Source organism: candidate division WOR-3 bacterium, from assembly GCA_039802205.1.
GTDB lineage: Bacteria > Hydrothermota > Tepidihabitantia > SM23-42 > JAOAFX01 > JAOAFX01.
In genome coordinates, this window is record JBDRWD010000012.1 from 1 (window position 1) to 25384 (window position 25384).

Here is a 25384-nt window from a genome sequence, read left to right on the forward strand (position 1 = left end):
TGGGTTTAGAATTATTGGATAAGCTGGATTTATCCAAATACCCGTGGCTTTTTTGTTTCAAAAAGTTATGCCCAACCGAAGATTAAAAGTGAGGAGTACTCAGTTCACATTACTGAGCTCTCCATAATTTTTATATCTTTTGAAGAAGCAATGAAACTCATGGGCAAGATTTGTAAGGGTAATCAATGACCTATCATTGGGTACTTTTGTAGGACAACAATTCAGATATTCCCTTCTTGTAGGGCAAGGCTTTCGCATTGCATAAATAAAAAATACCAGCCTGAAGTCGACAGGTTGTAACCGGTAAAATGGTAGGCGCAGGCTTTAGCCTGCGGATAAATGTTTTTAAATCCCATGGTATTTCGCACCCTGAAGGGTGCGGTTACCGCTAATAATTCAGCGCGCATAAAAATGATTTGACAAAAAGTGGAAGGGACTCAGTTCACATTACTCATGCCTCTCCACTTTGCGTCTCGCTTCAAAAGCAAGGCATAACATAAATTTAATCAATTGCATACACCTGCCACCAACAAACCAATTCTATATACCCTTAATAACCACCTAGATTGTTTCAATCTCGGGCAAAACTGATATCTCCCCAATCAATTGAAAACACCTGAGCACTTGGATGATTGGAATATGAAAATAAACAGAAACAAATACTGCTTGACTTTTAATTTTCTTTGAGTAAAATTGCCTGAACCGGAGGTTTTTTTGAAAAAAGCAATTTTATTTATCATCTTGGCTTTTGTTTCTTTTACCTGTACGAGAAAAGAAGAACTTTATTTCACCCACCTTTACGGCTGGCTCAGGTATGATACACTGGGCGGAATAAATGGATTAAAAATTCTTGTCCGAGATATCAATCCGGAAAACACTGATTATTTTCGTTTCCGCCCCACTATCACTGGCTATTCACCGGATTCTTTGCCCGGCTTCTTTGAAATGGACAGTGTTTGTTATGGCACCACCAGTCTGCAGGGTAGCCAAATCGTGGCAGTTTTGCTCGACAGCACCGATAATCCCGGTTGGCCCCGTCAATATTGGTATTTGAGCCTTTCTGGTGGTGTGGATACTGTGGAATTGAATCTCCACAAGTAAACCTAATGCCCGAGAAAAAACAAGGAATCAGCGTTTTTCTCACCCGAAATATCTTCGCCCTGGGATTGGTGAGTTTATTCACCGATCTCTCCACCGAGATGTCTTATGCGTTAATCCCGATCTTCTTAAAAGAGGTCCTTAAAGCACAACCAGTCTTCATCGGGCTGGTAGAGGCAATCGCCGAATCCACCGCCAGTGTTTTAAAAACCTTCTCGGGATATATCTCGGACCGATTGAAAAAACGTAAACTCTTTATCTTCATCGGTTACACTTTCTCGGCAATTGTTAAACCGCTACTGGCGGCTGCCACCCAAGGCTGGCATGTCCTGCTCGTCCGTTTTGCAGATCGTTTCGGCAAAGGCATCCGCACTGCTCCCCGGGACGCTCTAATTGCTGAATCCACAAAAGCTGAGTATTACGGCCGGACTTACGGCTTTCACCGCGCCATGGATACGCTGGGAGCGATCCTTGGGCCCCTTTCCGCATTTTTAATTCTTTCTCTTTCCCATCAAAATTATCGACTTTTATTCGCCCTCGCCTTCATTCCCGGTCTCATTGCAGTGTTAATCATAATTTTCGCGGTCCGGGATATTCTACCTGAAAAAGAGAGAACATTAAGGTTTTCCCTTAAAGAAATCAATCCCCAATTAAAAACTTTTTTTATCATCATTATCATCTTCACCCTTGGTAATTCCTCAGATGCATTTTTGATCCTTCGGGCTAAGGATTTGGGTCTTTCGGTAAACATGATTCCTATCCTCTGGCTTGTATTTAATATCTCTTATTTCCTGTGGTCTTATCCCGCAGGTGTAATCTCGGACCGTATCGGTCGCAAGAAAACCATTATCTTTGGCTTTCTCATCTACTCAATGACTTATTCGGCACTGGCGTTTAACAATAAGACTTACCTCCTCTGGCCTATTTTTATCGTATACGGTCTTTATTATGGGTTTACCGAAGGTAATCTGAGAGCCCTTGTTGCCGATTTGACTTCTCCTGAATATCGGGGTACCATCTTCGGCATCTATCACACCGTTGTCGGTATCACCCTTTTGCCCGCAAACCTTCTAATGGGTTATCTATGGCAGAAGCTGGGCTTTACCATCGCTCTTTTATTTGGTGCCTTCCTTTCCCTTTTCTCCGCACTATTGCTAATCCTTTTGGTAAAACCCGCCCAGAATCGTTAAAATTTTGCTGGTTACATAGCTCGCTCCTGAGCAATTTTATTGCGCACTTCTGACAACCTGATCTCCGCGTTGCTGAAACCCCGATCAAGCATTATTGCCTTCTCATACATCTTCTCAGCCTGTTCCAACCTCCCCGATTGCTCATAAGCCAGACCCAGATAGTAATACAATTCCGGGTCATGGGGATTGATCTTTAAAGCCTCGCTAAATTTATTGATGGCCTTGTCATACTCTTTATTCATGAGATATGACTGGCCTATTTCCATTAAAACCTCAATTTCTCCTGATTGCATGCTCCTTTCCTCTGATTTTAATAGAATTTTTATTTATTTTATCATGCTGGTGGACAACGGATGACCGTATCTCGAAGAAACTCCTCGTCCTTTTCCGGGTAGTCAAGAATATAATGGAGTCCGCGGGATTCCTTCCGGATGAGACAGGATTCAACTATGAGCCAAGCGACATTCACCATATTTTGCGATTCCATATTTTTTAAATGAATGCCAGATTCAAATTGTTTGCTGTATTCATTAAGAATTTCGCTCGCTTTTTTCAACCCTTCTTCAGTCCTTATGACATTTGCATACTGGTTCATCAACTGTTTGATCTGGATTTTGAAGTCCGGGCCGGTTTTTACCGTCGGCTTCAATTTGGGTGTCCTTCTTAACCGGAGTTCCTTGATATGGGATATCCTTTTTGCAGCCCGGGTAGCAAAAACGAGTGCCTCAAGTAAAGAATTTGAGGCGAGGCGGTTTGCACCATGGACCCCGGTGCAGGCGCATTCACCCAGTGCGAATAAACGTTCAATGGATGTTTCGCCCCAGGTATTGACCCGGATTCCGCCACATAAATAATGAGCAGCCGGTACCACAGGTATTGGTTCCCGAGTGATATCAATACCCCAGCGCAGACAGGTCTCGTAAATCGTTGGGAAACGATTTTTTAAAAAGTCCGGTTTGAGATGTGTAACATCAAGCAGCACATACGGATCGTTATTCTCCAGCATTTCAGTTACACATGCCCGCGCCACTACATCGCGGGGAGCGAGATTTTCCAGGGGATGGTATTTTTTCATAAAGGGCTTACCCGCCCGGGTTTTCAGAATTCCTCCTTCGCCGCGGACCGCTTCGGAGATCAAAAAAGACCGTCCATCAATCTTGATGTTATATACCGCCGTAGGATGGAATTGAACAAACTCCATGTTAGCAATCTCGGCACCGGCACGGAATGCCATGGCGATCCCATCCCCAGTAGCAATAGCAGGATTGGTAGTATGTTCATAAACCTGTCCGATGCCGCCGGTAGCTAAAACAGTAGCACTGGCAAATATCGTCTCCACCCGCTGGGTATCAATATCAAGATAATAAATTCCCAGACATTCATTATCCTGCACAATCAGATCCAATACCACCTCATTTTCACTGATGGTGATTTCGTATTTCTTCGCTTCCTCAAGTAATACCCGTTCGATTTCCTGACCAGTATAATCCCGGGCGTGCACAATCCGGCGGTGGGAATGTCCTCCCTCCTGCCCCAGTTCAAAATTCCCATCTTTGTCCACCGAAAACCGACAGCCCATTGTGTAGAGCTCTCTTATCAAAGCCGGTCCTTCTTTAACCATTATCTCCACTGCCTCTTTGTGACAAAGTCCATCACCGGCTTTTATGGTATCTTCAATGTGACTATCAAAGGAGTCATCCTTTCCAAATACACCCGCAATCCCTCCTTGAGCATAGTTGGTATTGGATTCTGCCTTATGTTTTTTGGTAAGAACCAGGACGGTGCCGTAGCGGGCGCTTTTGGTGGCGAAGGTCAAACCTGCAACTCCGGAGCCCACCACCAGGAAGTCAACCTTTTTGGGCATCACAAAATTTTACATAAAATTATCTGAATGTCAACAGATTATTGATAAGACAATGATGATGGGTAATTAAATCAAATTCAGAAAATAAGCTTTCAGATAATCACTTTCCGGGAAATTCAATAAAATCGGATGGTCTTTTGCCTGTTGACCACAGTGTCGAATTACAAAATTTCTCCGCGCATCCCTTGCTGCATCGCGCAGCATGAATAAAAATTCTTCATGAGAGATGTGATAAGAACAGGAAGAGGTGAATAGAAGCCCACCTTCGTTCAGCAATTTCATCGCCATCAGATTTATTTCTTTATACCCACGCAGGGCGTCTGATTTCTGTTTTTTTGATTTGGTGAAAGATGGCGGATCAAGGATGATGGTGTCAAATTTTTTACCTCGATTATAGAAGTCTCTTAAAATTTCGAATACATCTGCACAAATAAACTCACATTCAAGATTATTTAACTGGGCATTCCTTTGTGCCAGGGCAATCGCCCTTTCTGAAGAATCAACACCCAGCACCTTGCCCTTTCGGGCAGCGTAAAGTGTAAAACCACCGGTATAACAGAAGCAATCAAGTATTGCACCAAAAGCCCATTCTCCAATCTTTTTTCGGTTTTCGCGCTGGTCAAAGAAAAAGCCTGTTTTCTGTCCGTTCACAATGTCCACAAGGAATCTTATTCCATCCTGTTCTATTTCTATTAACTCCGGTATTTCGCCGTAGATCAGCCGGTCTGCAATTTCCAGCCCTTCAAGCCGCCGGAGGTTTTCGTCGGATTTCTCAAAAATTCCCGAGGGATTAAATAACTCCTTCAACACCTCATACACCATCTCCTTCTGCCTCTCCATCCCCAGACAGTTTATCATTACCACCAGATAATCACCATATTTATCAATGATCAAACCGGGCAGCCCATCGCTCTCACTGTAAACCAGACGAAAACTCGCACCCAATCCCGCACGGCGTTTAAATGCCTCTTTTATCCTTTGCTCCAGAAGGTTCTTTGAAAACGCCTCTTCTTTGTCTGAGAAGAGACGCACGCTTATCAATGAATGAGGATTGTAAAATCCGCTTCCAATCACCTTCTTTCTTTCTTCTACCTTTACCACCTCTCCCGGTGAAGGATTTTCCGTTTTTAATATCTCATTAGAGAATATCCAAGGATGGTTAAAATGCCTTCGGCGAACGATTACCTTTTTCACTCAAAAATCCTTTCCACGCCCTCTTTTTTTACCCAACCGCCGATACCCCCGGGCAACTGGATGAGGTAGTAGCCGTTACGCTCTTCACGAATCCGTGCCTCAGCACCATCATGGACAGCCAGAATTTCTTTGTATTCCGCACCTGGACCACTGAAAGCCTTTAATTCCGGAACAATCACCACCGCCACTCGGGCATTCTTTTCTGCTTCCCACAATGCCCAGGTAATTATAAAATAGCCGAAAAACAGCAAACCTAAAAAACTCAAATAGAGCAAAAATTTTTGACGCCGGATTAAAAAGAAGGATAGAAAAACGGATGCAAAAAAGAACGCCAGCGCCGACAACCAGGCACTCTCACGGGCCGAAAAATAATGGAAAAGTCGATCTAAAAATTGTACCAAGGGATTGGTTATAGCAAGTGTTCGATCAGGTCGGAAATTTCTTATAAAATTAAGGTTAAAGATAACATCTTCATCCCGAGGACAGAGAAAATATGCACGCCGGTATTGAATTAATGCCTTACCGAGGTTGGCATTTTTAAAATAGGCATTACCGAGATTATAGTAGATGTCTTTATCTTCGCACACCTTCAGCGCATTTTCGTAATATTGGATTGCCTGTGCATAATCACCTGCACAATAAAATTTATTGCCAGTGTTGTATAACTCCACTGCCTCGGCGAGGGTGGCAAAAATTATTAAAATCATAACCGATCCATCAGCTCTTTCGTTCTTTTATAAAGCTCCTCCATGGGTAAATCTTCGTCTGAAATCGGCGCATAGGCAATCAATTCGCACTTCCTGATTATTGAAAATAATTCATCGACGAATTTAGGTTCAATGCCTTTGTTTAACAACTCTTGTTTTAATTGTTCGGTTGTCAGCACACCAGTATCAAGGTTATAGCGGTCGCCGAGATAATTGATTATCGCCCGTGATAACGCGCTATAGAAATTTTTTGCATCATTCTTTTTCAAATAGTCCCTCACTTCCTGGAAGCGTTTTTTGAATAATTTACCCGACATAAATCGCCGTGCATAGGCGCGGTCCTGGGATAATCGGACCTGATGCCGTTGATAAAGAAAGGCGCCGACCAGAAGCAGAATTGACATCAGATATAAAAGAAATGAGAGGTCTTTACTACTTATTAGATCGGTCTTAAGCACCACCTTATCCGGCTTAATATACCGTATATCACTTCCAAGAATTTTCACTCCTCCCGCATCGGTAACTATTTGACCGGCAACGATGCCGGTGGCGATAAATTTGCGTTTTTCGCTTTTTAACACCTCATAACTTTTAGTCTGTGGATTGAAATAGGAGACTGTAAACTCGGGGATGAGATATTCGCCGTTCGCTTGGGGAATAAGGGGAAAGCGAAATTCTTTGGTTCCTTTGATGATACCCCCGGATTTATCAATATTCAACTTAATCTCTGGTTCAAGTATCTTGAGATTGGAAACGGCTGGAAGAAGTGGTTTTTCTATCAACTTAATATTACCGGTGCCGCTAATTTTAACACTGAGATTCACTGGTTCTCCTCCGGTTGAGGTATCACGGTCAATAGAGGTGTGCATTGTAAACTTACCCACACCCCCTGTGAAGTCGGGCAATTGTTCTTCCGGGAGTGGACGGACAGTTATGGTAAGCGCTTTGGCCACAACCGAAATATTCTGGGCGGTACCAAAGAAATCAAAGAAATCTCGGGGTGGCTTTATCACGGTTACTATCAGTTCCATGGGTTCAATAGTAAGATTGCCCGAGGTGAGCGGAAAAAGGGCAACAGTTTTTAGTAATGCCACATAGTAGGTCTTTCCTTCATATGTTTTTTTCTGATACTTCAATCGATCTGCGTCATATATAACCTCTGACCAGAAGCCATTAAAAGACGGAAGTTTTGTAAATCGGAGGTCTTCAATATCATATTGCGTATAAAGATAAAATTCAACATTTAATTGCTCTCCCTGATATACTTCTTTCTTGCTGGGGATAGCGATAAGCATAATTCCATCCGTGGTAGCAGCGCGTGGGGTAGAAGGTGTCGGAACAGGAGGAGTCTGGGTCGCACCTTTTACCACATCAATCTCGATTGATTGTGTCTCATAACTCCGACCCTGATAATCCAACTTGCATGGTCCGATTGTTAACCTCCCAAGTTTTTTGGGAGTGAGGGTATAAATGAAAGTAATAGTAGTCCGCTGGGTCATACGGCCATTTATGAAACTGATACTTGTGGATTGGGATGAAGAACGCCCCAGAACATTAAAATCGGGTAAATCGGGTAATTTAGGCGCCGGAACCCCGGTGATATCCTCACCGCTCACCGAAACATTCAAAGTAAATGTCTCACCCAGCCCAACCGTTGTTCGATCGACTGTCGCGGTAAAGTTGAGTTCACCTGCCCCTAATAACAAAGGCAGGAAAATAGTATACCACTTCATTTGAGAAACGACATAAAATTTCCGAAATGCCCGGACAAATTTCCGCATATCACCAATCCTTTTCAACCTTTTCTAATTGGGGCTTGGGCTTTTCCTTTTGCCGTTCTTCTTTCTCTTTATTTTTCAGCAACTCCAGAATTCTATTGGCATCTGCCTGAGACATCTCGGGTTTTGAACTCTGGGGTGAAGGTTGAGGTTGTCGTTGAGGTGGTTCCTGTGTCTGCTGTTTCGTAGTATCACTCTGGGGTTGATTCTTCAATTGCTCCTTCAATTTCAAACAAAACTCTAAATTCTCTTTTGCCTTACGGTCCTTATTATTCAAAAGAAGGGCGGTTTTATAGGCATTTATCGCTCCTTCCAGATCACCCTGTTTGAATTTACAATTACCAATATTGTAGATTGAATTCGCTTGAAATTTTTTATCTTTAGTAAGTAGACCGATTTCAAATTCTTTTATTGCCTCTGGATACTTCTCCATTTTATATAAAGCCCGCCCCATATTGTAGTGAATTTTGATATTGTCGGGTTCAAGAACCTGCGCCTGTTCATAGGTCTTTAAGGCATCTTCATATTTCCCTTTCCGCATAAAATCATTTCCCCGGCGCATCAATGAACCGACATCGGCATAAAGCGGAAGGAAAAATATTGGGGCGATAAAAGTGATGACAAATTTGAAGGTTGATTTTATATCCACTTTCCTCTCCGGTCACTCAAGAAAACACTGAGAAAAAACAGACCAAAGGCGATTGCCAGAAAGTATTGATAACGCTCCTCAAACTGAACATACTCACCACCCCCAAATTCCTTTTTCTTAATTGATTCCAATTCCTCAATCAACTTTTCAATGTAGGGACCTTCGGTCCTAAAAAATCTTCCATTTGCCATGCGCGCAATCAAAAGCAATAATCTATCTGCGAGTCGCGTCATAACAATATTCCCATCGCGGTCCTTTTTATAAACAACACTCCCGCCTGATGTCTCTGGAATGGGTGCCCCTTCAGGTGTGCCGATGCCCACGGTAAACACCCGCACCCCCTGGTCAATCGCCTTTTCCAATGCTGGCAGCGGATCACCTTCCAGATTATCACCGTCGGTGAAAAGGATGAGTGCCTTGTGGGTTTCTTCTTTAGGATTGAATAATGAAGAAGAAACCTCGATGGCACGGGCAATATTTGTCCCAGGTCGTGGTATCATATTCGGTTCGATGATATCCAGAAATAGTTTAGCGGCATCGATATCCGTTGTCAATGGGCACATCACATAGCAGTCTCCCGCAAAGGCGGTAATACCTACCTGATGGGTTCCGAGATTATTAAGTAGATATGCAATGTCCTGTTTCGCCCTCTCTAATCTCGAAGGTTTGACATCCTGGGCATACATGCTTTTGGAGGCATCAAGGGCAATAACGATATCAATACCCTTCCCTTTATAAATCTGTAATTTTTCACCCCATTTAGGACGGGCAAGACTGATAATCAGAAATAATACTGCACCCAAAAAGAGCAACGATTTTATCCAGAACATTCGCCCGTTGAACATCTCGATAAGAAATGGAATCAGATTATCATCAGCAAATTTTTTAAGCGCGCGCTTTTTCTGAAGATAGAGTAATATAAATCCCAGCCACATGACTGGAAGCACGAGGAGGAGATAAAGGTATTTTGGTTCTGCCCACTTGATCACGGTAGCCTCCTCAACCATGTCACTGAGAGAATAAAATTAGCGAAACAAAAGATGATCGCCGGAAGCATGAAAGATTGTGCCTTCTCTGAATAGACTGTGTATCTTGATACTTTAAAAGTGGTGGGTTCCAGTTTATCAATTTCATCATAAATAGTTTTCAGCGCCTGGGCATCGGTCGCAAGAAACGCCCTCCCACCGGTGAGGTTAGCAATCTCTTCTAAGGTTTTCATATCCAAATCCACTTCTTCACGTACATAAATCTTGCCGTATATTGGATGGCGCACCGGTATCGGAACCGGTCCCTTGGAGCCAACACCAATACAATAAACTTTGATATTATGGGCTTGGGCAAGTCTGGCGGCCGTGAGCGGATCAACTTCTCCAGCATTATTAAGTCCATCGGTCAAGAGTATAATTATTTTCTCTTTCGCTTTGGAGTCCTTCAATCTTGCCACCGCGGTTGCTAACCCCATTCCAATCGCGGTTCCGTCCTGGATGATACCGAAATCAATCCGATCCAATAGGTCGAGTAGGATCTTATGGTCAATGGTAAGGGGACATTGAGTCAATGCCGTCACCGCAAATATCACCAGGCCAATCCGGTCGCCTGGTCTTTTTGAGATAAACTCCTTGGCGCGTTCTTTTGCCACATATAAGCGATTCTTGGGACTGAAATCTTCTGCCTGCATCGTGCCGGAGATATCAAGACAGAGCATGATATCCACACCTCGGGTCTCGGTCTCTTCATACACCCGACCCTGTTGAGGCCGGGCAAGACCCAAAACCATTAGGATAAGGCATCCGGCATTAAGAATAAGAAAAAGATACTTGAAAAAGTAGTTCCGGTGTGGATAAATTTTGAAAAAGTGGGTATCGGAAAATTTAATCGCCGCGGTGCGTTTTTTCAGCTCCCAGTATATCAATCCTGCCACCGGTATGAGTAATAGAAAGAATAATGGTTGGGCAAATCTCATTTTTCTAACTCCGTTTCTTCCGGGATGGTTTTTAGAATCAACTCCCGACTCTTTTTCAGTATCTCATCCGTCGCTTCTGATGAAGGAATAAATTTTGCATACTTAACCATATCTGCAAACTGGAATACACGTTGGAATTCATCACGCATGGGGACCTTTAGTAACTTCATACTTTGAATTATCTCGGTGGTTGTCTGTTCAATCGCAGGAAAATGGAATCTTTCCTCTAAGTATCGCTTAATGATCTCAGTAAGTGTATAATAAAATTTCTTTATTAAACCTTTGTTTAACAAATCCTCTTTTACCAATCCATCAAGCGCATTCAAAGCCCGCTCCCAACATGGAATTTTTCTTTCCGCTACAGACTTTTGTTGTCTCCACCTTCGGTAAAAGCGTAGTCCGAGAAAGGTCGATAGCCCGGCAGCGACAACAATCAACAAAATTATCACTGGCAGGTAACTGGGAAATTCTATCATTTCTTTGATGTCATTAATATCCTTCATCTCTTGAGGTAAAACGCTAGCCACTTTGATTTCTACTGAATCGGTTTGCACGGTATCAATTTTGGTTCCGTCCTTAAAGATGAACTTCAAAGGCGGAAACTTTAAATCGCCGGTGGCGAAGGCAGCCGCCTTTATAAGATAATTATGTTTTGCAAATCCTTTCTCCTGAACAATCTTGTGTTGCTGATCAATTATTGTGAATGGTCCAATGGAATCAACGAATGGCTCTGAAATATTCTTACCAGTGGGGAAGGTGACTTCAACAATTATCTCAAAAGGATCACCGATGGTCAGTTTTCGGTTGATATACTCTCGAGCAAGATTTGCTCTTGCTTCAATCTTATATAACAGAAAAATCAATAGTATCATATCGCCATTTAGCGAAATCTGCGCGCCCGTTCTTCAAAGAATTTGTGGAGTTTGGGCGTAAAATCTTCAGCAGTTTTTAAATCGATATAATCAACACCCAACGATTTAAACAATCGCTCCTGGGCGATCGCCTTCATTTCACAATAACGCCGGTATTGGTCAAGCAAACTCTTATCATCGGTATTCACCATCATAATCTCGCCGGTTTCTAAGTCCTCAAATTCCACGATACCCAATTTGGGAATATCTTCTTCCCGAGGATCCGTGATTCTTATCACCACTAAGTCATGTTTTTTTGCAGCTACCCCAAAAGGTATCCGAATCTTTTCGGGTTCAAATCCTGAACCAAGAAAATCGCTTATGAAAAAGACAATCGCCCGATGTCTTAAGATATGCATCAAAAATTCAACCGCTTGAACGGGATCGGTACCTTTGTGTTCAGGCTGGAAATAAAGGATATCCCGGATCAACCGTAAAACATGGAAACGCCCTTTTTTTGGTGGAACATATTTCTCTACACGATCGGTGAAGAAAAGCAGTCCCACTTTGTCATTGTTGCGCACCGCAGAAAATGCTAATGTCGCTGCCACCATCGCTGCCTGTTCAATCTTCAATTGATTTTTGGTCCCGAAATGGCTTGAACCAGATGCATCAACGCATAATATCACTGTCAGTTCCCTTTCTTCCACATATTTTTTCACATACGGTCGTCCCATCCTTGCCGTGACCTTCCAGTCAATGGCACGAATATCATCGCCTGGAAGATACTCGCGCACATCCACAAACTCTATTCCGGTGCCTTTAAATGATGATTTATATTCGCCAGCAAAAGTTGTATTCACCAACTTCTTGGTGCGAATTTCAATCGCACGAATTTTTTTTACAAATTCTGGAGCAAGCATTTACGGGACTTCTACTCCGGCAAGAATTTTTTGAATAATTTCATCAGTCGTTATTTCTTCAGCTTCTGCCTCGTAGGTGAGGATGATGCGGTGTCTCAGGACATCCGGTGCGAGCTCCTTGATATCTTCGGGAATTACAAAACCACGCCGCTTCAAAAAAGCCATCGCCCGGGCGGTGGTGGTAAGATATATTGATGCTCGTGGTGATGCACCGTATCGGATTAGACCTTTCAACTCATTGAGATTATACTTTTCCGGCTCTCGGGTTGCAAAAACCAGATCCACGATGTAATCCTTTATCTTCTTATCCACATAGATTTTTTTACACAATTCTCGGGCTTTGATGATCGTGGCGGGATCGACCACCGGCTTTATCTCCGGCTCACCGCTCACCGCAATCCGTTCAATGATCTCTTTCTCCTCTTCCTTGGTGGGATAAGTAATCTTCACCTTCAGCAAAAACCGATCAACCTGGGCTTCGGGTAAAGGATAGGTACCCTCTTGTTCGATAGGATTCTGGGTTGCCAATACCAGAAATGGGTCATCAAGTTTGAAGGTCTCTTCGCCGATCGTCACCTGCCTTTCCTGCATCGCCTCCAAGAGTGCGCTTTGAACCTTGGGTGGTGTGCGGTTGATTTCATCTGCCAGAATAATATTGGCAAAAATCGGACCCTTGCTCACCGTAAATTCACCGGTGCGTTGGTTATAGATCAATGTACCGGTGATATCTGCCGGCAACAAATCTGGAGTGAATTGGATGCGCTGGAATTTTGCCTTTATTGCCCGCGCCAGGGTGCGCACGGCATAAGTCTTTGCCAGCCCCGGCACCCCTTCTATCAAGACATGACCGTTCGCCAGTAGACCGATTAACAACCGGTTTATCAAATAATTCTGCCCTACAATCGCCTTGCTAATCTCCGCTATCAGTGCCTGCACAAACAGACTTTCTCGCTCAATCTCCTCATTTATCTGTTTAATATCATCTTTAAGCTCCATATTCATGACCCCCTTCTTTTTACTCTATCGCCTTTTGATAATTCTGCGCTACCAATATTTTTAAAGATAAATGGCAGCTCCGTATTCAATCCGCGTAAAGAATTTAAATGGGCTACCATCGGAATATTGGTTATATAATATATGACAATCAGATATCTTCAAGGTTTATTTAAAATAAAAAGGCGGATGCATCATACACCCGCCTTTTTAATAAATTGGTTCGGCACCTATCTTATCACAATCTTTCCTGATTTTTCTTTATCAGATGATATGAACCTGTAGAAATAAACCCCGGAATTCACTCTTTTACCTGCTTGATCTTTCAGATCCCATTCTATTGTCTCTTTATCGCCTGAGGCATATCCATCTATCTCCAAAATCTTCCTACCTGCGACATCAAAGATTGAAATAGAATACACTTCTCCCTTATTGAGGAAGAAGGTGAAGCGAGTATGATTAACACACGGGTTAGGGAAGGAAGCAATTGGAGTCTGTGTAGGTTTTTGAGAAACCATTTCTTCAACCGGTGTCAAATTTGTTACTTTAATCATGCCTCCCTGCCAGATCTCCTTTGTAGAATCAGGTAGCAAAAAAGGACTCTGAATCCAGGCAACGATTTCACAGCGGTTTGCATTCCAGCCGGATTGGACGGTAAAATTTCTGCTGACAATTACCGAATCACCAGGGGCAATCGTTACCGCAGTTCCACCGGTATCCGGTAGATAATCCCTTGCCACATGGTTATGCCATACATCACCATTTGGTCCTGCGTAATATAAGCTATCCTCAGTTAGAACAAATCGGACATATCCAGTGACCATTGCTGTTGTATCGCTTTTAAATTTTGCATAGACTGTTCCATTCCCGGTTGATTGATTGTAGGTTCCCCACATTGTGCAGGTGAAAGGAGCAGGTCTGTTCATTCTGGCAACTATTGAGTCTTGCCAGGTGGAATATATCCAGCGACCGCGTTTGGTGCCATCGATCCAAAGCCACGGAGTTACAAATACCCAAGAACTACCGTACCAATATGGTGCGGGATAAAAGTACATTCTCTGTCTTGCCTCAGCACTGTATAAGGGGAACTGGTTATCGATATGCATCTCTATTGCGGCAACCCTTCCAGGATAGTTTATTGCAATCTGTGCCAGTGTCCCACTGGCGGTAGCACAGCTGCTTCAGTCTTCCTGGTAGAGTTCTTCACATACCACAACCCTCTGGGCCGAGAAGCTTAGACCAAAAAGGGTAAGGACTATAAAGAGACTTGAGTGTAAATTTTTTAGCCTCATCTCAACTCCTTTCTATTTCTATTATAATCACATTTTCCAAAAAGTCAATACTAATCTGCACTGAGTCCTCTCCACCTTTTGTCAAATTATTATGCGCACTGGATTATTAGAAGTAGCCGCACCCTTCAGGGTGCGAAATAACCCTGGGATTTAAAAAAAATTTATCCGCAGGCTAAAGCCTGCGCCTACCATTTTACCGGTTACCGGACGACGACCTCAGGTTGGCATTTTTTTTTATTTATGCAAGGCGAAACCTTGCCCTACGAAAGTACCCAATGCTAAATCATTGATTACCCTTATAAATTTTGCCCATGAGTTTTATCATTCTTTCATAAGAGATAAAAAATATGGAGAGGGCTCAGTAATCTGCATATATTCTCTTAGTTAGCTTTGCCAGTTTATGCCCATATAATTCGCAACTCGTCAGCACTTTTTTATCTGGCTTTTCAATGGCTGCCGGTCCGTAGTGATATGAACCCGATTCACCCATTATAATCATTCCATGAATTAGAAATGCCTCAAGGATGCTTAATATCGTTGTTTCTGCCCCACCCGCAATTCCCCCGCAGGAAGTAAAAGCTCCACCAACTCTCCCAGCTAATTGACCGTGGTAACGCACACTCTCATCAATGAATCGCTTCACCTCCGCTGCCATCAAACCATAGTAAGTTGGCGAACCAAGGACGATGAGGTGATATTTTAACAAGTCTTTCGGTTTTATTCGATTCACGGCTTGAATTGTAACTTCTATCCCTTCTTTTTTTATTCCCCGGGCAATCGCCTGAGCCATTATTTTGGTATTGCCCGTGCGGGAATAGTAACTGACGAGTGCCTTGAGCATAAAACCTCCTTTTTTAAAGTTGCTAAATGATTAAAATCAAAAGTAAAATGAAGCTTATCAGCAAACAGTAATAGCCAAAGATATAAAACCACCTTTGCACCAGGGCACGTAGAATCTTTAAGGCAATATAACCGGAGATAAAACTTATCAGGAGTCCAATAACGAGTTCTATTGGATTGGGGGAATTGGTGATTTCTTTCAATTCAAGAAGATTGGCACCGAAAACCGCTGGTAGCGAGAGCAAAAATGAAAAACGAAATGCTTCTTGAGGATCCACTTTTGAATAAAAACCCACGGCAATCGTCAGTCCGGAACGCGATAAACCCGGAAACACCGCAAACATCTGTCCGACTCCGATAGACAGGGCATTAATAAACGAAATCTGTTTTGTGCCTTTTTTTACAATTGAAGTAAGGAGCACCACCATCCCGGTGATGCCTAAAAATATTATTACCAGTTTTATGTCAGTGAAAGTCGCTTCTATGAAATCGCGGAAAAGCACAACGAATATCACTATCGGAATATTGCCGATGATGATATACAGAAGATAATTCAACATTTGAGGTTTTTTCTTAAACACACCGTGGAGAAGCTGGACAATTTCCTGTTTAAAGAAAAAAATCGTTGCCAGAAAAGTTCCCAGATGCAAAAAGGCGGCGACCGAAACCGGTTCCGCAATCCCCATAAAATTCTCAAGTATCGCCAGATGTCCGGAACTGGAGATGGGCAAAAATTCCGTGAAACCTTGAATGATGGCTAAAATAATTATTTTAATCATCCGATAATAAATGCAATCAATCCTACAAGCATAATGACTTTCATGAGATTACTGGCAAACGGATAATTATCAATTTTGATAATTGCAAATACAATCAATGGGAACGCACCCCAGATTAGAACGAGAAGATATCTCAGATTAAAAATGCCCAGGATATATGGTAGAGGGGATAGACCTAAAAGCAGAAAGAGAAAAATTCGGGCAATCTTACGCGCCCTCTCTTCGCCATAGATTATTGGCAGTGATTTGACACCAAATTGCCGGTCACCGCTAATGTCTATAATATCTTTGATGATCTCCCGGGGGATGTGAATGAGCAAAGCAAAGAATCCTGGAATAAGGGATAATACATTATTGGTAATAAATCCACCAAGAATAAAACTTAAGCCCGCAGTGATTGCCACAAATAAATTACCCCAGGGGGTTTTTTTGAAATAGCAAGAGTAAAAAAGCAAAAACAGAATTGCAATGGTCACCAGGAGAAATGGCTTTAACCCCAGGAAAAACGACATTATTACCGCCACCCCACCAAATAAAACGCCCAAGAAAAGGGCATTGTCTTTTTTTGCCTGACCCGTAATTAGGGGGCGGCGGGGATTGTTGATCCTATCAATTTCGATATCCATTATATCGTTTATGGTATTGCCAAAAGCACAGACCAGAAAACCGGTAATGCCCGCGAAGAAAATTTTATGGTTAAGTATTATTTCCCTACCAATCCATGCACCGCATAACACAGAAATGAATGTAATGAGACAATTAATCGGCCGAATGACTAAAAGATAACCCACACTTTATTCTACTTATTCTTCAGCAAGTGTCAAGCAACAACCAACCAGGAATAAATATGGGTGTGGTTCACTCTAACCTTGTAAAACCAATATCTGGATTATCAATGTGATCCACTGTTTCTCTCAGAGCATTGAACATTCTTTCATAATTGTTCCGGCCGATATATCTCAACGAATCCTGCTGATATAATTTCAATGACTTTTCTACCGGAAGAATTTTGAATCGATAAGCACCATCAACGCGATATTTCGCCACATAAGTTGGGATATACCTAATTTCTCTGAGATATGTAGCATTACCATCTTTTGCAATCGTATATTTAAGCATCATGCCGGTGTCGGTATATCTTTTGCGCTGGCCGCAGAAAAAGTTGCCTAACGAATAAGCAACAAAGATTTTCTTATTTTGCAATTCGACGACCTCAACCGGCTGGATCACATGGGGATGAGAACCGATAATCATATCCGCACCCAGTTCGGCAATCCTCTTCACCGTCTTTTTTTGTTCTTTATTGGGAAACCTTTCATATTCAATGCCAAAATGGAGGGCGACGATAACAAAATCACAAATTGGTTTTGCCTTTTCAATATCTTTTTTAATCTCCTCTAAGTCTATCAGCTTTATCATCCATGGCTTTGGGATTGGTATACCATTCATACCATATGTGTAACTCAAAAAAGCAATTTTGATGTCACTTTTTTCAAAAACATATATTTCTTTACTCTCTTCTTCGGTTATATAGGCACCAACCTGCACAAGGCCCATGTCTTTAAGTATCTTGGTGGTTGTTTTCAATCCTCTTAACCCATAATCAAGGGTATGATTGGTGCGGAAAAGAATATCAAATCCAGCATCCTTTAAAGTATAAGCAAGTTCCCTGGGTGTTTTAAAACTGGGATAACCAGTATAAGGTCCAATTGTATCAAGGGCACCACCAAACCAGGCGGTGCATAAGTCAACCGAACTCAGATAGGGTTTTACTTCTTCAAAGCATGGGTAAAAATTGTAGTATTTCTCTTTTGGGTCATAAGCACTATTCAATATGCTTTTGTGAATAAAGATATCACCAACCGAGATGACAGTCAATTCCTGGGGTGTCTGAGAAAATAAAAGCCCTGTCTCGAATAGACAACAAAATATTCTCAACATTTCTAAATTATATGTAAAATGCAGCAATTATCAATCCCTTGTTCCTGCTCTCTCCTATAAAAATTTTTCAAAACCAGTAGTGGCAGACCTTAGTTTGCAATAAAAACTGTAGTGACAGAGTCTACCATGCAATAATCAATGTTGAACAAGCTCAACCCCTATGGGAAAAATTGACGTTGATACCAGCACCAAGTGTAGGGTAAGACTTCAGAGCCCGCCTCATAACTTACAAAATGGTAGGCGCAGGCTTTAGCCTGCGGATAAATACATCTAAATCTCAAAGTATTTCGCAACCTGAAGGATGCAGCTACCAACGAAATTTGAACTATAACAAAGCACCTTCAGCCTTGCATAAAATATTTCTGATTATCATTTTATCATTTCGACAATTGTAAAAATGATAATCCCTACGGTTGAAAAAGGTATTTTTAAGAGATAATCGCAAACCTGAAAGCTTTGCCCTACATTTGCTGTAAATTGTCGAGCAAGTTCAACCACTACAAGAAAAAATTGACAGGAGGAGCAACCAATGTAGGACAAGGTTTTCTTCAAGAACTGATGGTCCTTTCAGAACCAGAGGTAATTCTTGCGGGAAATGAACTTAGAAACATTCTGGTCTGAAGAATTGTATATTGCGACTGTGAAGTTTCTTCTACCCTAACACCCCGTATTTTTGGTTTGCCTATTCAATGGTCGGATGGAAAACAGCAATAGGGTCAGAAAATCTTTTACCCTTCTTGTTGCCATGGTTTCACAAAATAAAAATGGAGGATAACCCCGAAATTGAATTTAGATGATTCTCAATCGGTTTCCGAGTCTCCAGGCAAGGTATCTTCTGGATTCTTAATTATATAGGGAATTCCCCAGGCATGCGAATAGTAAGTTGCGGTTGAATCACCAAACAATGTCGCCCAGCCGATCACATCAATTGCACTGTGTCGCACTGCTGGTGTGTTGATAATCGAATCATCTGCAATATACCAAGTTCTCGTAAATGTAGTAGTATTTTCACGATAGAAGGGCTGTCGCCAGTGTCTTCTTAGACCAACTCCGGGTCTATGTCCAGCGCCATGGTGTAAAAATGCCCAGGTTGAATCACCTTCTGCCTGACAATAGACTGTCACTTCAACTGTATCATACGGTTTAAATGTCGGCAGTTGTGCCTTGGTGAAATAGGTATTAGGGTCATCCACAGAAAATACCAGATTACCGCCAACCCTCACCTCAACCTTATTTATCGTTACTGGATGCTGGGCACCAGCTGTATAAATATCCGCGACCGTAATACTAGCAATGTGCCAACCAGTATCATCACGGAAGCATTTTATTCTCCGAACAATACTATCAGTAATCGTCCTTTTATGGACCAATGTTGAATGAGTAGTATCATTCTTTACGAAGAAACCATAATTCGGGGGTGTTCCTTTGAGGTAGGCAGTCATTATAACAAAGGCACTATCTCCCACAACCTCAATATCATAATGCCTTTCAACCGGACGTTCAATAAACCTGACCCATTTTACATAAAACGGAAAGGTATCACCGGTACTCTGCGGATTTTTATTAATCAACTGAGGGGTTGCGGTACTATCATCTAATGTCTGAACTTCGCCACCAATAAACCAAGTCCTATCAAGGAGTTCTGTTATCTCAGCCTCATCATCTTTTCTCCCGCAACCTATAATCAAGACGCCGGCTGAAACGAGAGCCAATATGGCTTTAAAATATCTCATTTTACCCCCTTTCTGCAAAGTTTGACGAAAATCAAGCCCATAAGGTTTAAATTTAAAATCTAAAAAGGTATTAAAAATTAGAATCTCGTATTGACTTTTTAGTGAATATTACTATACTTAAATTGATGGCTTCAGGCAATCCCTGTCTGGTTCTTGTTGACGAACGCATTTTACTCAAAAATTTTGCCCTTGAAAAAAAAGAATATATCATTGGCAGGGCAAATGATTGTGATTTTATAATTGATGGCAAAGAAGTCTCCCGAAAACATGCCCGAATTTATTATGAAGATGGAAAATTTAAGATTGAAGATTTAAATAGCACGAACGGAACATTTGTCAACGGCAAGGAGATCACCAAAGCTGAGTTAAAACATGGTGATGAAATAAACATCGGCAATTTTACGATTATTTTTGATGATGGCAGGGGTGTCGAAGGGATATACGATGAAACACAATCTGCATACGCGGGCAATGAAACCCAGAAACTTGTTGCCGAATATAGATCCATTGCTGAAAAAATCCGGGAAAGGGATATTGCCCGGCGTCTGAAAGAATATCACGAAAAGGTTCTGAAAAGCCGAAAAAAATTGACCGAGCAGGCAAATCGCGACCGACTGACCGGTCTTTACAATCGCCACTATTTTGACCGTGCCTTTGAACAACAATTCAATAACGCGCATCAGAAAAGAGAACCCCTGACCCTATTTTTTATTGACATTGACCACTTTAAGAAAATAAATGATACATACGGGCATGATAAAGGAGATGAGGTATTGAGGGGAGTAGCCCATATGATTCAGGCATTATGTCGAAAAGATGATATCGTTGCCCGTTATGGGGGTGAAGAGTTTGTTGTTTTGTTTCCCAAAATGGACAGCGCGAGTGCAACCCAGATTGCCGAATCGATGCGCAAAATTGTGGAAGAAAAATCGGCTGAGATAATCGGGATAAAGATCACTGTAAGCATCGGCGTTGCTACGGATTTTTTGCGATTTACAAGTTCTCACGACTTTATTAAATCCGCTGATAATGCCCTTTATAAGGCAAAATCATCCGGCCGTAATCGGGTTGTGGTAGCAAATGAATAAAGAACAAACAATTGGAAACTACAAAATCCTGAAATCAATTGGTAAGGGTGGTATGGCTCAAGTCTATACCGCAATTCAGGGCTCGCTTGATAGAATTGTTGTCATAAAACAGATGAAGCGAAATCTTGATGGTGAGGCACAGGCAAGGTTCAAGCGCGAGGCAAGGATTTGTGCCAATCTAAATCATAAAAATATCGTTGAGATATATGATTATCTCCGCGAAGGTAGCGAACACTATCTCGTTATGGAATATATTGAAGGTTTGAGTCTCGCTGATATAATTGAGAAAGAAGCCCCCTTGCATCCGGTGCTTGCTGCATCCATTGCCCGCGAGGTATGTCAGGCACTGGTCTGCGCTCATAAAAATGGTATCATCCATCGCGATATCAAACCGAAAAATATTTTAATCTCAAAGAATGGTGTGGTAAAACTAACAGATTTTGGAGTAGCAAGAGATATTGACGCCCCGGAATTGACCACGACTGGTGCAATCATCGGTACACCATTTTATATGTCACCAGAGCAGGCCGGTGGCGGAAAAGTTTCTTTTCAATCAGATATATTCTCTTTAGGCGTTGTATTATATGAGATGGTAACAGGTAAGAAACCTTTTGTTGCAGAAGAAAGCCATGGGATAATTGCCAAGATTTGCCGTGGAAAATATAAATCTCCTTTCTGGCTTGACCCACATCACAGCTGGCGATTGAGTAGAATTATCAATAAAGCAATGAAACGAAATCCGAAGGCTCGTTATAAATCCGCCGAAGATATGCTCAAGGCATTGAACAATTTTTTGGGCTGGAAAAATCAGGCACTGGTTGAAGAGAATATAAGAAATTTACTTTTACGAATTGAACAGGCAAAGGAAGTCACAACCGTTGTGAAAAGTAAAGCAAAAAAGAAGAAAAAACAAGAAAAGAGCAGCACCGGGCTCCATTTTTTACTGGTGATACTTTTAATTTTAATTATCATTTTATTTATCACCTATTTTTATATACTCGTAAAGTAATAATTCAGGAAAAAATTGTAGGGCAAGGCTTTAGCCTTGCAATGAAATCACCGTAAACCTGAAGGTTTGCCCTACATTTAGTGACCTATATTCCGGACAGACCCAAAAATTTTAGTAATTATTTAAGAAACACTACCCTTTTCGTTCTGTTATCAGGGGTTTTTATGAAATAGACACCGGCATTGAGAGTTCTATCCGCCTGCCAGGTTCCGGGAATTTTTATTTCCGCAATCTTTTTCCCGGTAATGTCAAAAATCTCGGCAGAACAACTTTTCCCAGTTATTTTCAAAGATTTAGTAAACGGATTGGGATAGACTGATATCTCGGATTTTGTATCACTGGCATTTTTCTGTTCTTTTACTCCGACCCCACCATATCTGACTTCAACTGTATCCATTGTCGGATGACCTTTAATTGAATCGCCGAAACAATAATGATAATTCCACATAGTAGTATCATTTCTTAGATACCGCTGGAAGAATGCAGTCATATGCCTGCGGGCAATTCTCTGCTGTTCGGCACGTGTTATGGTTGCGGTCCCACCATTTTCCCAAGAGTATGAATAATCCATAAAGTATCCGTGATTAGCGCCATAGATTACCGCAAATGTACCTGGTGCTGGTGCATTCTGCCAGTATGCAGAGCGAATATCATTCCAGGGTGCAATATTATCAACTGAACCCGCAATAATCATCTTTGGTGTTATCAGGTGCTCGGAATGGGTTGCGGGTGTAGTCTGGGGACTCGCTAAAGAAACTACCGCTTTAAGTGTATCATATAGCCTGAATGTATCTGCTGCAAGAAGGGCAAGCCCGCCGCCCATACTGTGTCCGGTAAATCCCCATTTGAATCGGGCGAGTTTGTTGTAAAAAATATCGGTTGGAACTGTATCCCTGCTCGCAGTCCAGCGCGCTGCATCCACCATTGAATGCGCACGGGTATAGTGTTCAGGTGTGGGAAATGGATTTGATATTGTCGGTAAAACCACAATATATCCCCAGGATGCTAAATGTTGGGCATAACTGTAATAACGGTCAATACCCATCTGGAATCCATGGCCAAACACGATAATCGGACAGGGAACAGCATCAGGATTTACCTGATTTCCTGAAGAAGGATAATAAATCCGGGAGTTATTCATCGTTTCATAAACACCCGGGATATTTTCAGTCCGGTAAGATACGGTAGGAAATGGTCCCGTTGTATCATAATCAGGATATTGTGCTCCAGTCAATTTCACAAGGATAGTAAGCAATACCAGTGGAATCAAGATATAACGCATAATACCTCCTAATACTCAACGAGTGAAAAGACTTCGTAATCTTTTAATTTCTCTCTACCATTTAAATAAGTTAGATTCGCAATAAAGGCACAGGCGACTACCTTTCCACCGAGCATCTCCACGAGTTTACATGCCGCAAGCATTGTGCCACCGGTTGCAAGGACATCATCAAATAACAAGACCCTCTCTCCTTTTTCAATCCCATCTTTATGAATCTCGATGACATTCTTGCCGTATTCTAATTCATATTCCATCCTGACTGTCTCGGCTGGCAATTTTCCAAGTTTGCGTACCGGCACAAGTCCACAGCCAAGATTATAGGCAATTGCACCGCCAAAGATATAACCCCGTGCCTCAATTGAAACGACCTTTTGAATCTTTGCATTTTTATATTTTTCAACAATGGTATCTATTGAATATTTAAATGCCTCGGGATTTTTCAAAATCGTTGTTATATCACGAAACATGACCCCTTTTTGGGGAAAATCAGGAATATCCCGAATAAATTTCTTTAAGTCCATTAAACCTCCTTGCGAGTGATTATATTTATAAAAAGATACTTGTCAATTTTTATCGTATTAAGGTAAATTTTCCGTTAATGCCTTCTCCTTTAACGAAATATACACCTTCTGAAAATAGGGAAAGGTCTAAATCTATCTTATGATTACCTGATTTCAAATTCCCTTCATTAATTCTTTTTACAATTTGACCTGCGGAATTGTAAATATTGAAGGTGATTGTTCTGGATTCTGTTAAATTAAATTCCAGCGAGATATTTTTTGTAGCAGGATTTGGTTTAATTGAAAACAGAATTTTCTTATGCATTCTGTAATATTCGTCCAGTCCAACATTCTCCATTACACCGACATAGGTATCTTGATTCCCGTTCCTGGTATCGGTCCAGATTGGTATTGGATTTCCTTTTGATGCTGCTGCCAGACCATTATATTCACCGATCAAACCAGCCCGCTGGTCAACAAGGGGCTTATTTGGATCATAAGGTTCAAAATCTGCAAACGACCCTGCCCTTAAATCAAAAGAGACATTGGTTACACGGACATTGGGAAGCCAGGTGGTTCCGCCATCAGTAGATTGTGCAAGATATACATCACAGAGGATATTATTCGGGTCATTCCTTGAATCGTAAAAAATCACTGAAATGCAGCCGGTGCGGTCAACCGTGAGCCAGGGATGGAATTGATCAATGTTATTGCCCACAGGGTCATCATTTATTCTTACCCTTGGGCTCCAGGTATTTCCACCATCCGTGGAACGGGTGAAGAACATATCCGGATAACCATCGGTTCCATTATCCATATAAGCGATGTAAATATAACCACGATACGGACCATCGGTAATATCCACATCCATTGCCGGATAGGAAAAAGTAAGTATTGTTCCCTTTACATAGCGATTCATTGAAGAAATGCTCTGGACGGTTTTATCGGTTCCAAATGATATACCACCGTTTGTAGAGCGATCAAACTTTATTGAGTTATATGTGCACCAGGCGACATAAACCTCACCATTAGGACCGACTGCGGGCACTGGCCATTGAAGGCTCCCCTGGGTATCACTGATTTGAATCGGAGTCGACCAGTTATAACCCTGATTTGTGGAGCGTGTGAAATATATCGCAGGTGTGGAAAAGTTAAGAAATCTTGCCCAGGCAACATAAAGATTGCCACGATATGGACTGTTCGTTCTATCACAGGCGATCAATTCCTTGTCTTCAAATACATTCTGGACATTGTTCACCACTGTCCGTGGCGGACTCCAGGTAATTCCTTTATCCGTTGACTGAAATAGAAAAAATCCATTAGGCTGGGAAGTTGAATTAAAAGATAGCACGATTGCATAAAAGTTGCCATCAGCATCCACGGTCATCCCCGGGTCTGAATCCCAGTTATAAGTCGGCTCAACAAAGAGGGTTTCGGCAATCCAGGTTCTGCCGCCATCCAGGGATGCCGCATGGCCAACCTGGCGGTACCCGACGCGAAAATCACGCCAGTCCGCGACAAGATTTAATGTATCAGTAGGATTTATTACAATCTGCTGCTCATTCTGAATCTGAGTTGTATTATCAGTATTTACCTTGATATTGAGAAATCCCTGACCAAATAAAAGACTGACAATGAATACAAAAAAAGCAATATTTTTAAACATAAAGACCTCCTCAATTATTTATCTTCTTTACCATTTTTTTCTAA

Annotated in this window: 25 protein-coding genes; 4 read left to right on the forward strand and 21 right to left on the reverse strand. The window is 41.8% G+C overall.

Going from position 1 to position 25384, the window contains the following annotated elements; translation table 11 throughout:
* Window positions 1-221: 221 nt before the first annotated feature.
* The gene (locus ABIL39_04005; GenBank protein MEO0165284.1) at window positions 222-407 is read right to left on the reverse strand and encodes a hypothetical protein; all 186 of its coding nucleotides are present in this window, start codon (window positions 405-407) and stop codon (window positions 222-224) included.
* 307 nt (window positions 408-714) lie between these two features.
* Between ABIL39_04005 and ABIL39_04010 the strand changes: the two genes are divergently transcribed.
* Both ABIL39_04010 and ABIL39_04015 read left to right on the forward strand, forming a co-directional pair.
* Complete coding sequence (locus ABIL39_04010; protein ID MEO0165285.1) at window positions 715-1101, forward strand: hypothetical protein; 387 nt, start codon at window positions 715-717, stop codon at window positions 1099-1101.
* A gap of 5 nt (window positions 1102-1106) precedes the next feature.
* Window positions 1107-2288: an MFS transporter gene (locus ABIL39_04015; protein MEO0165286.1), complete on the forward strand. Its 1182-nt coding sequence runs from the start codon at window positions 1107-1109 to the stop codon at window positions 2286-2288.
* Window positions 2289-2299: 11 nt separating this feature from the next.
* Here ABIL39_04015 and ABIL39_04020 read toward each other — a convergent pair whose 3' ends face one another.
* The 17 genes from ABIL39_04020 to ABIL39_04100 form a co-directional block, all read right to left on the reverse strand.
* Window positions 2300-2581 (reverse strand): tetratricopeptide repeat protein, encoded by a 282-nt coding sequence (locus tag ABIL39_04020; GenBank protein MEO0165287.1) that lies wholly within the window; start codon window positions 2579-2581, stop codon window positions 2300-2302.
* Window positions 2582-2622: 41 nt separating this feature from the next.
* Window positions 2623-4152: an L-aspartate oxidase gene (gene nadB / locus ABIL39_04025; GenBank protein ID MEO0165288.1), complete on the reverse strand. Its 1530-nt coding sequence runs from the start codon at window positions 4150-4152 to the stop codon at window positions 2623-2625.
* Between the two features lie 66 nt (window positions 4153-4218).
* Entirely contained in the window at window positions 4219-5346 is a 1128-nt protein-coding gene (locus ABIL39_04030; GenBank protein MEO0165289.1) for a class I SAM-dependent rRNA methyltransferase, read from the reverse strand.
* On the reverse strand, window positions 5343-6053 hold the full coding sequence (locus ABIL39_04035) for a tetratricopeptide repeat protein (protein ID MEO0165290.1): 711 nt from the start codon (window positions 6051-6053) through the stop codon (window positions 5343-5345). Before ABIL39_04035 ends, ABIL39_04030 begins: the two co-directional genes overlap by 4 nt.
* A complete protein-coding gene (locus ABIL39_04040; GenBank protein ID MEO0165291.1) occupies window positions 6050-7834 on the reverse strand; it encodes a BatD family protein in 1785 nt (594 codons plus the stop codon). The genes ABIL39_04035 and ABIL39_04040 overlap by 4 nt, the downstream gene beginning before the upstream one ends.
* 1 nt (window position 7835) lies before the next feature.
* Window positions 7836-8480: a tetratricopeptide repeat protein gene (locus ABIL39_04045; GenBank protein ID MEO0165292.1), complete on the reverse strand. Its 645-nt coding sequence runs from the start codon at window positions 8478-8480 to the stop codon at window positions 7836-7838.
* The gene (locus tag ABIL39_04050; protein MEO0165293.1) at window positions 8471-9469 is read right to left on the reverse strand and encodes a VWA domain-containing protein; all 999 of its coding nucleotides are present in this window, start codon (window positions 9467-9469) and stop codon (window positions 8471-8473) included. The genes ABIL39_04045 and ABIL39_04050 overlap by 10 nt, the downstream gene beginning before the upstream one ends.
* Complete coding sequence (locus ABIL39_04055; protein MEO0165294.1) at window positions 9466-10443, reverse strand: VWA domain-containing protein; 978 nt, start codon at window positions 10441-10443, stop codon at window positions 9466-9468. Before ABIL39_04055 ends, ABIL39_04050 begins: the two co-directional genes overlap by 4 nt.
* Window positions 10440-11315 carry a hypothetical protein gene (locus tag ABIL39_04060; protein MEO0165295.1) on the reverse strand — a complete coding sequence of 292 codons (876 nt, stop codon included), beginning with the start codon at window positions 11313-11315 and terminating at the stop codon, window positions 10440-10442. Before ABIL39_04060 ends, ABIL39_04055 begins: the two co-directional genes overlap by 4 nt.
* A gap of 8 nt (window positions 11316-11323) precedes the next feature.
* Complete coding sequence (locus ABIL39_04065) at window positions 11324-12217, reverse strand: DUF58 domain-containing protein (protein ID MEO0165296.1); 894 nt, start codon at window positions 12215-12217, stop codon at window positions 11324-11326.
* The gene (locus tag ABIL39_04070) at window positions 12218-13219 is read right to left on the reverse strand and encodes a MoxR family ATPase (GenBank protein MEO0165297.1); all 1002 of its coding nucleotides are present in this window, start codon (window positions 13217-13219) and stop codon (window positions 12218-12220) included.
* Window positions 13220-13440: 221 nt separating this feature from the next.
* Window positions 13441-14265 carry an Omp28-related outer membrane protein gene (locus ABIL39_04075; protein ID MEO0165298.1) on the reverse strand — a complete coding sequence of 275 codons (825 nt, stop codon included), beginning with the start codon at window positions 14263-14265 and terminating at the stop codon, window positions 13441-13443.
* A gap of 595 nt (window positions 14266-14860) precedes the next feature.
* Entirely contained in the window at window positions 14861-15343 is a 483-nt protein-coding gene (locus ABIL39_04080) for a flavodoxin family protein (GenBank protein ID MEO0165299.1), read from the reverse strand.
* Between the two features lie 22 nt (window positions 15344-15365).
* Entirely contained in the window at window positions 15366-16121 is a 756-nt protein-coding gene (locus ABIL39_04085; GenBank protein MEO0165300.1) for an undecaprenyl-diphosphate phosphatase, read from the reverse strand.
* The gene (locus tag ABIL39_04090) at window positions 16118-16912 is read right to left on the reverse strand and encodes a geranylgeranylglycerol-phosphate geranylgeranyltransferase (protein MEO0165301.1); all 795 of its coding nucleotides are present in this window, start codon (window positions 16910-16912) and stop codon (window positions 16118-16120) included. Before ABIL39_04090 ends, ABIL39_04085 begins: the two co-directional genes overlap by 4 nt.
* A 67-nt stretch (window positions 16913-16979) precedes the next feature.
* Window positions 16980-18062 (reverse strand): CapA family protein, encoded by a 1083-nt coding sequence (locus ABIL39_04095; GenBank protein ID MEO0165302.1) that lies wholly within the window; start codon window positions 18060-18062, stop codon window positions 16980-16982.
* 800 nt (window positions 18063-18862) lie between these two features.
* Entirely contained in the window at window positions 18863-19795 is a 933-nt protein-coding gene (locus ABIL39_04100; protein ID MEO0165303.1) for a hypothetical protein, read from the reverse strand.
* A gap of 125 nt (window positions 19796-19920) precedes the next feature.
* Between ABIL39_04100 and ABIL39_04105 the strand changes: the two genes are divergently transcribed.
* The gene (locus ABIL39_04105; GenBank protein ID MEO0165304.1) at window positions 19921-20883 is read left to right on the forward strand and encodes a GGDEF domain-containing protein; all 963 of its coding nucleotides are present in this window, start codon (window positions 19921-19923) and stop codon (window positions 20881-20883) included.
* Window positions 20876-21892, forward strand: a complete 1017-nt coding sequence (locus ABIL39_04110; protein ID MEO0165305.1) for a serine/threonine-protein kinase — start codon at window positions 20876-20878, stop codon at window positions 21890-21892. Before ABIL39_04105 ends, ABIL39_04110 begins: the two co-directional genes overlap by 8 nt.
* A gap of 118 nt (window positions 21893-22010) precedes the next feature.
* On the opposite strand, the gene ABIL39_04115 is transcribed toward ABIL39_04110, so the two are convergent.
* From ABIL39_04115 to ABIL39_04125, 3 genes are read right to left on the reverse strand one after another with little or no spacing between them, the layout of a single operon-like run.
* A complete protein-coding gene (locus ABIL39_04115; GenBank protein ID MEO0165306.1) occupies window positions 22011-23174 on the reverse strand; it encodes an alpha/beta hydrolase in 1164 nt (387 codons plus the stop codon).
* Between the two features lie 8 nt (window positions 23175-23182).
* Entirely contained in the window at window positions 23183-23695 is a 513-nt protein-coding gene (apt, locus tag ABIL39_04120) for an adenine phosphoribosyltransferase (GenBank protein ID MEO0165307.1), read from the reverse strand.
* Between the two features lie 49 nt (window positions 23696-23744).
* Entirely contained in the window at window positions 23745-25340 is a 1596-nt protein-coding gene (locus ABIL39_04125) for a T9SS type A sorting domain-containing protein (GenBank protein ID MEO0165308.1), read from the reverse strand.
* Between the last annotated feature and the right edge of the window lie 44 nt (window positions 25341-25384).

Bases quoted from the DNA above. Each gene is read 5' to 3' on its own strand.
- ABIL39_04005 (MEO0165284.1), bottom strand. From the start codon at position 407: ATGCGCGCTGAATTATTAGCGGTAACCGCACCCTTCAGGGTGCGAAAT.
- ABIL39_04015 (MEO0165286.1), top strand. From the start codon at position 1,107: ATGCCCGAGAAAAAACAAGGAATCAGCGTTTTTCTCACCCGAAATATC.
- ABIL39_04020 (MEO0165287.1), bottom strand. From the start codon at position 2,581: ATGCAATCAGGAGAAATTGAGGTTTTAATGGAAATAGGCCAGTCATAT.
- nadB (MEO0165288.1), bottom strand. From the start codon at position 4,152: ATGCCCAAAAAGGTTGACTTCCTGGTGGTGGGCTCCGGAGTTGCAGGT.
- ABIL39_04035 (MEO0165290.1), bottom strand. From the start codon at position 6,053: ATGATTTTAATAATTTTTGCCACCCTCGCCGAGGCAGTGGAGTTATAC.
- ABIL39_04040 (MEO0165291.1), bottom strand. From the start codon at position 7,834: ATGCGGAAATTTGTCCGGGCATTTCGGAAATTTTATGTCGTTTCTCAA.
- ABIL39_04055 (MEO0165294.1), bottom strand. From the start codon at position 10,443: ATGAGATTTGCCCAACCATTATTCTTTCTATTACTCATACCGGTGGCA.
- ABIL39_04060 (MEO0165295.1), bottom strand. From the start codon at position 11,315: ATGATACTATTGATTTTTCTGTTATATAAGATTGAAGCAAGAGCAAAT.
- ABIL39_04065 (MEO0165296.1), bottom strand. From the start codon at position 12,217: ATGCTTGCTCCAGAATTTGTAAAAAAAATTCGTGCGATTGAAATTCGC.
- ABIL39_04070 (MEO0165297.1), bottom strand. From the start codon at position 13,219: ATGAATATGGAGCTTAAAGATGATATTAAACAGATAAATGAGGAGATT.
- ABIL39_04075 (MEO0165298.1), bottom strand. From the start codon at position 14,265: ATGTACTTTTATCCCGCACCATATTGGTACGGTAGTTCTTGGGTATTT.
- ABIL39_04080 (MEO0165299.1), bottom strand. From the start codon at position 15,343: ATGCTCAAGGCACTCGTCAGTTACTATTCCCGCACGGGCAATACCAAA.
- ABIL39_04085 (MEO0165300.1), bottom strand. From the start codon at position 16,121: ATGATTAAAATAATTATTTTAGCCATCATTCAAGGTTTCACGGAATTT.
- ABIL39_04095 (MEO0165302.1), bottom strand. From the start codon at position 18,062: ATGTTGAGAATATTTTGTTGTCTATTCGAGACAGGGCTTTTATTTTCT.
- ABIL39_04100 (MEO0165303.1), bottom strand. From the start codon at position 19,795: ATGAGATATTTTAAAGCCATATTGGCTCTCGTTTCAGCCGGCGTCTTG.
- ABIL39_04105 (MEO0165304.1), top strand. From the start codon at position 19,921: ATGGCTTCAGGCAATCCCTGTCTGGTTCTTGTTGACGAACGCATTTTA.
- ABIL39_04110 (MEO0165305.1), top strand. From the start codon at position 20,876: ATGAATAAAGAACAAACAATTGGAAACTACAAAATCCTGAAATCAATT.
- ABIL39_04115 (MEO0165306.1), bottom strand. From the start codon at position 23,174: ATGCGTTATATCTTGATTCCACTGGTATTGCTTACTATCCTTGTGAAA.
- apt (MEO0165307.1), bottom strand. From the start codon at position 23,695: ATGGACTTAAAGAAATTTATTCGGGATATTCCTGATTTTCCCCAAAAA.
- ABIL39_04125 (MEO0165308.1), bottom strand. From the start codon at position 25,340: ATGTTTAAAAATATTGCTTTTTTTGTATTCATTGTCAGTCTTTTATTT.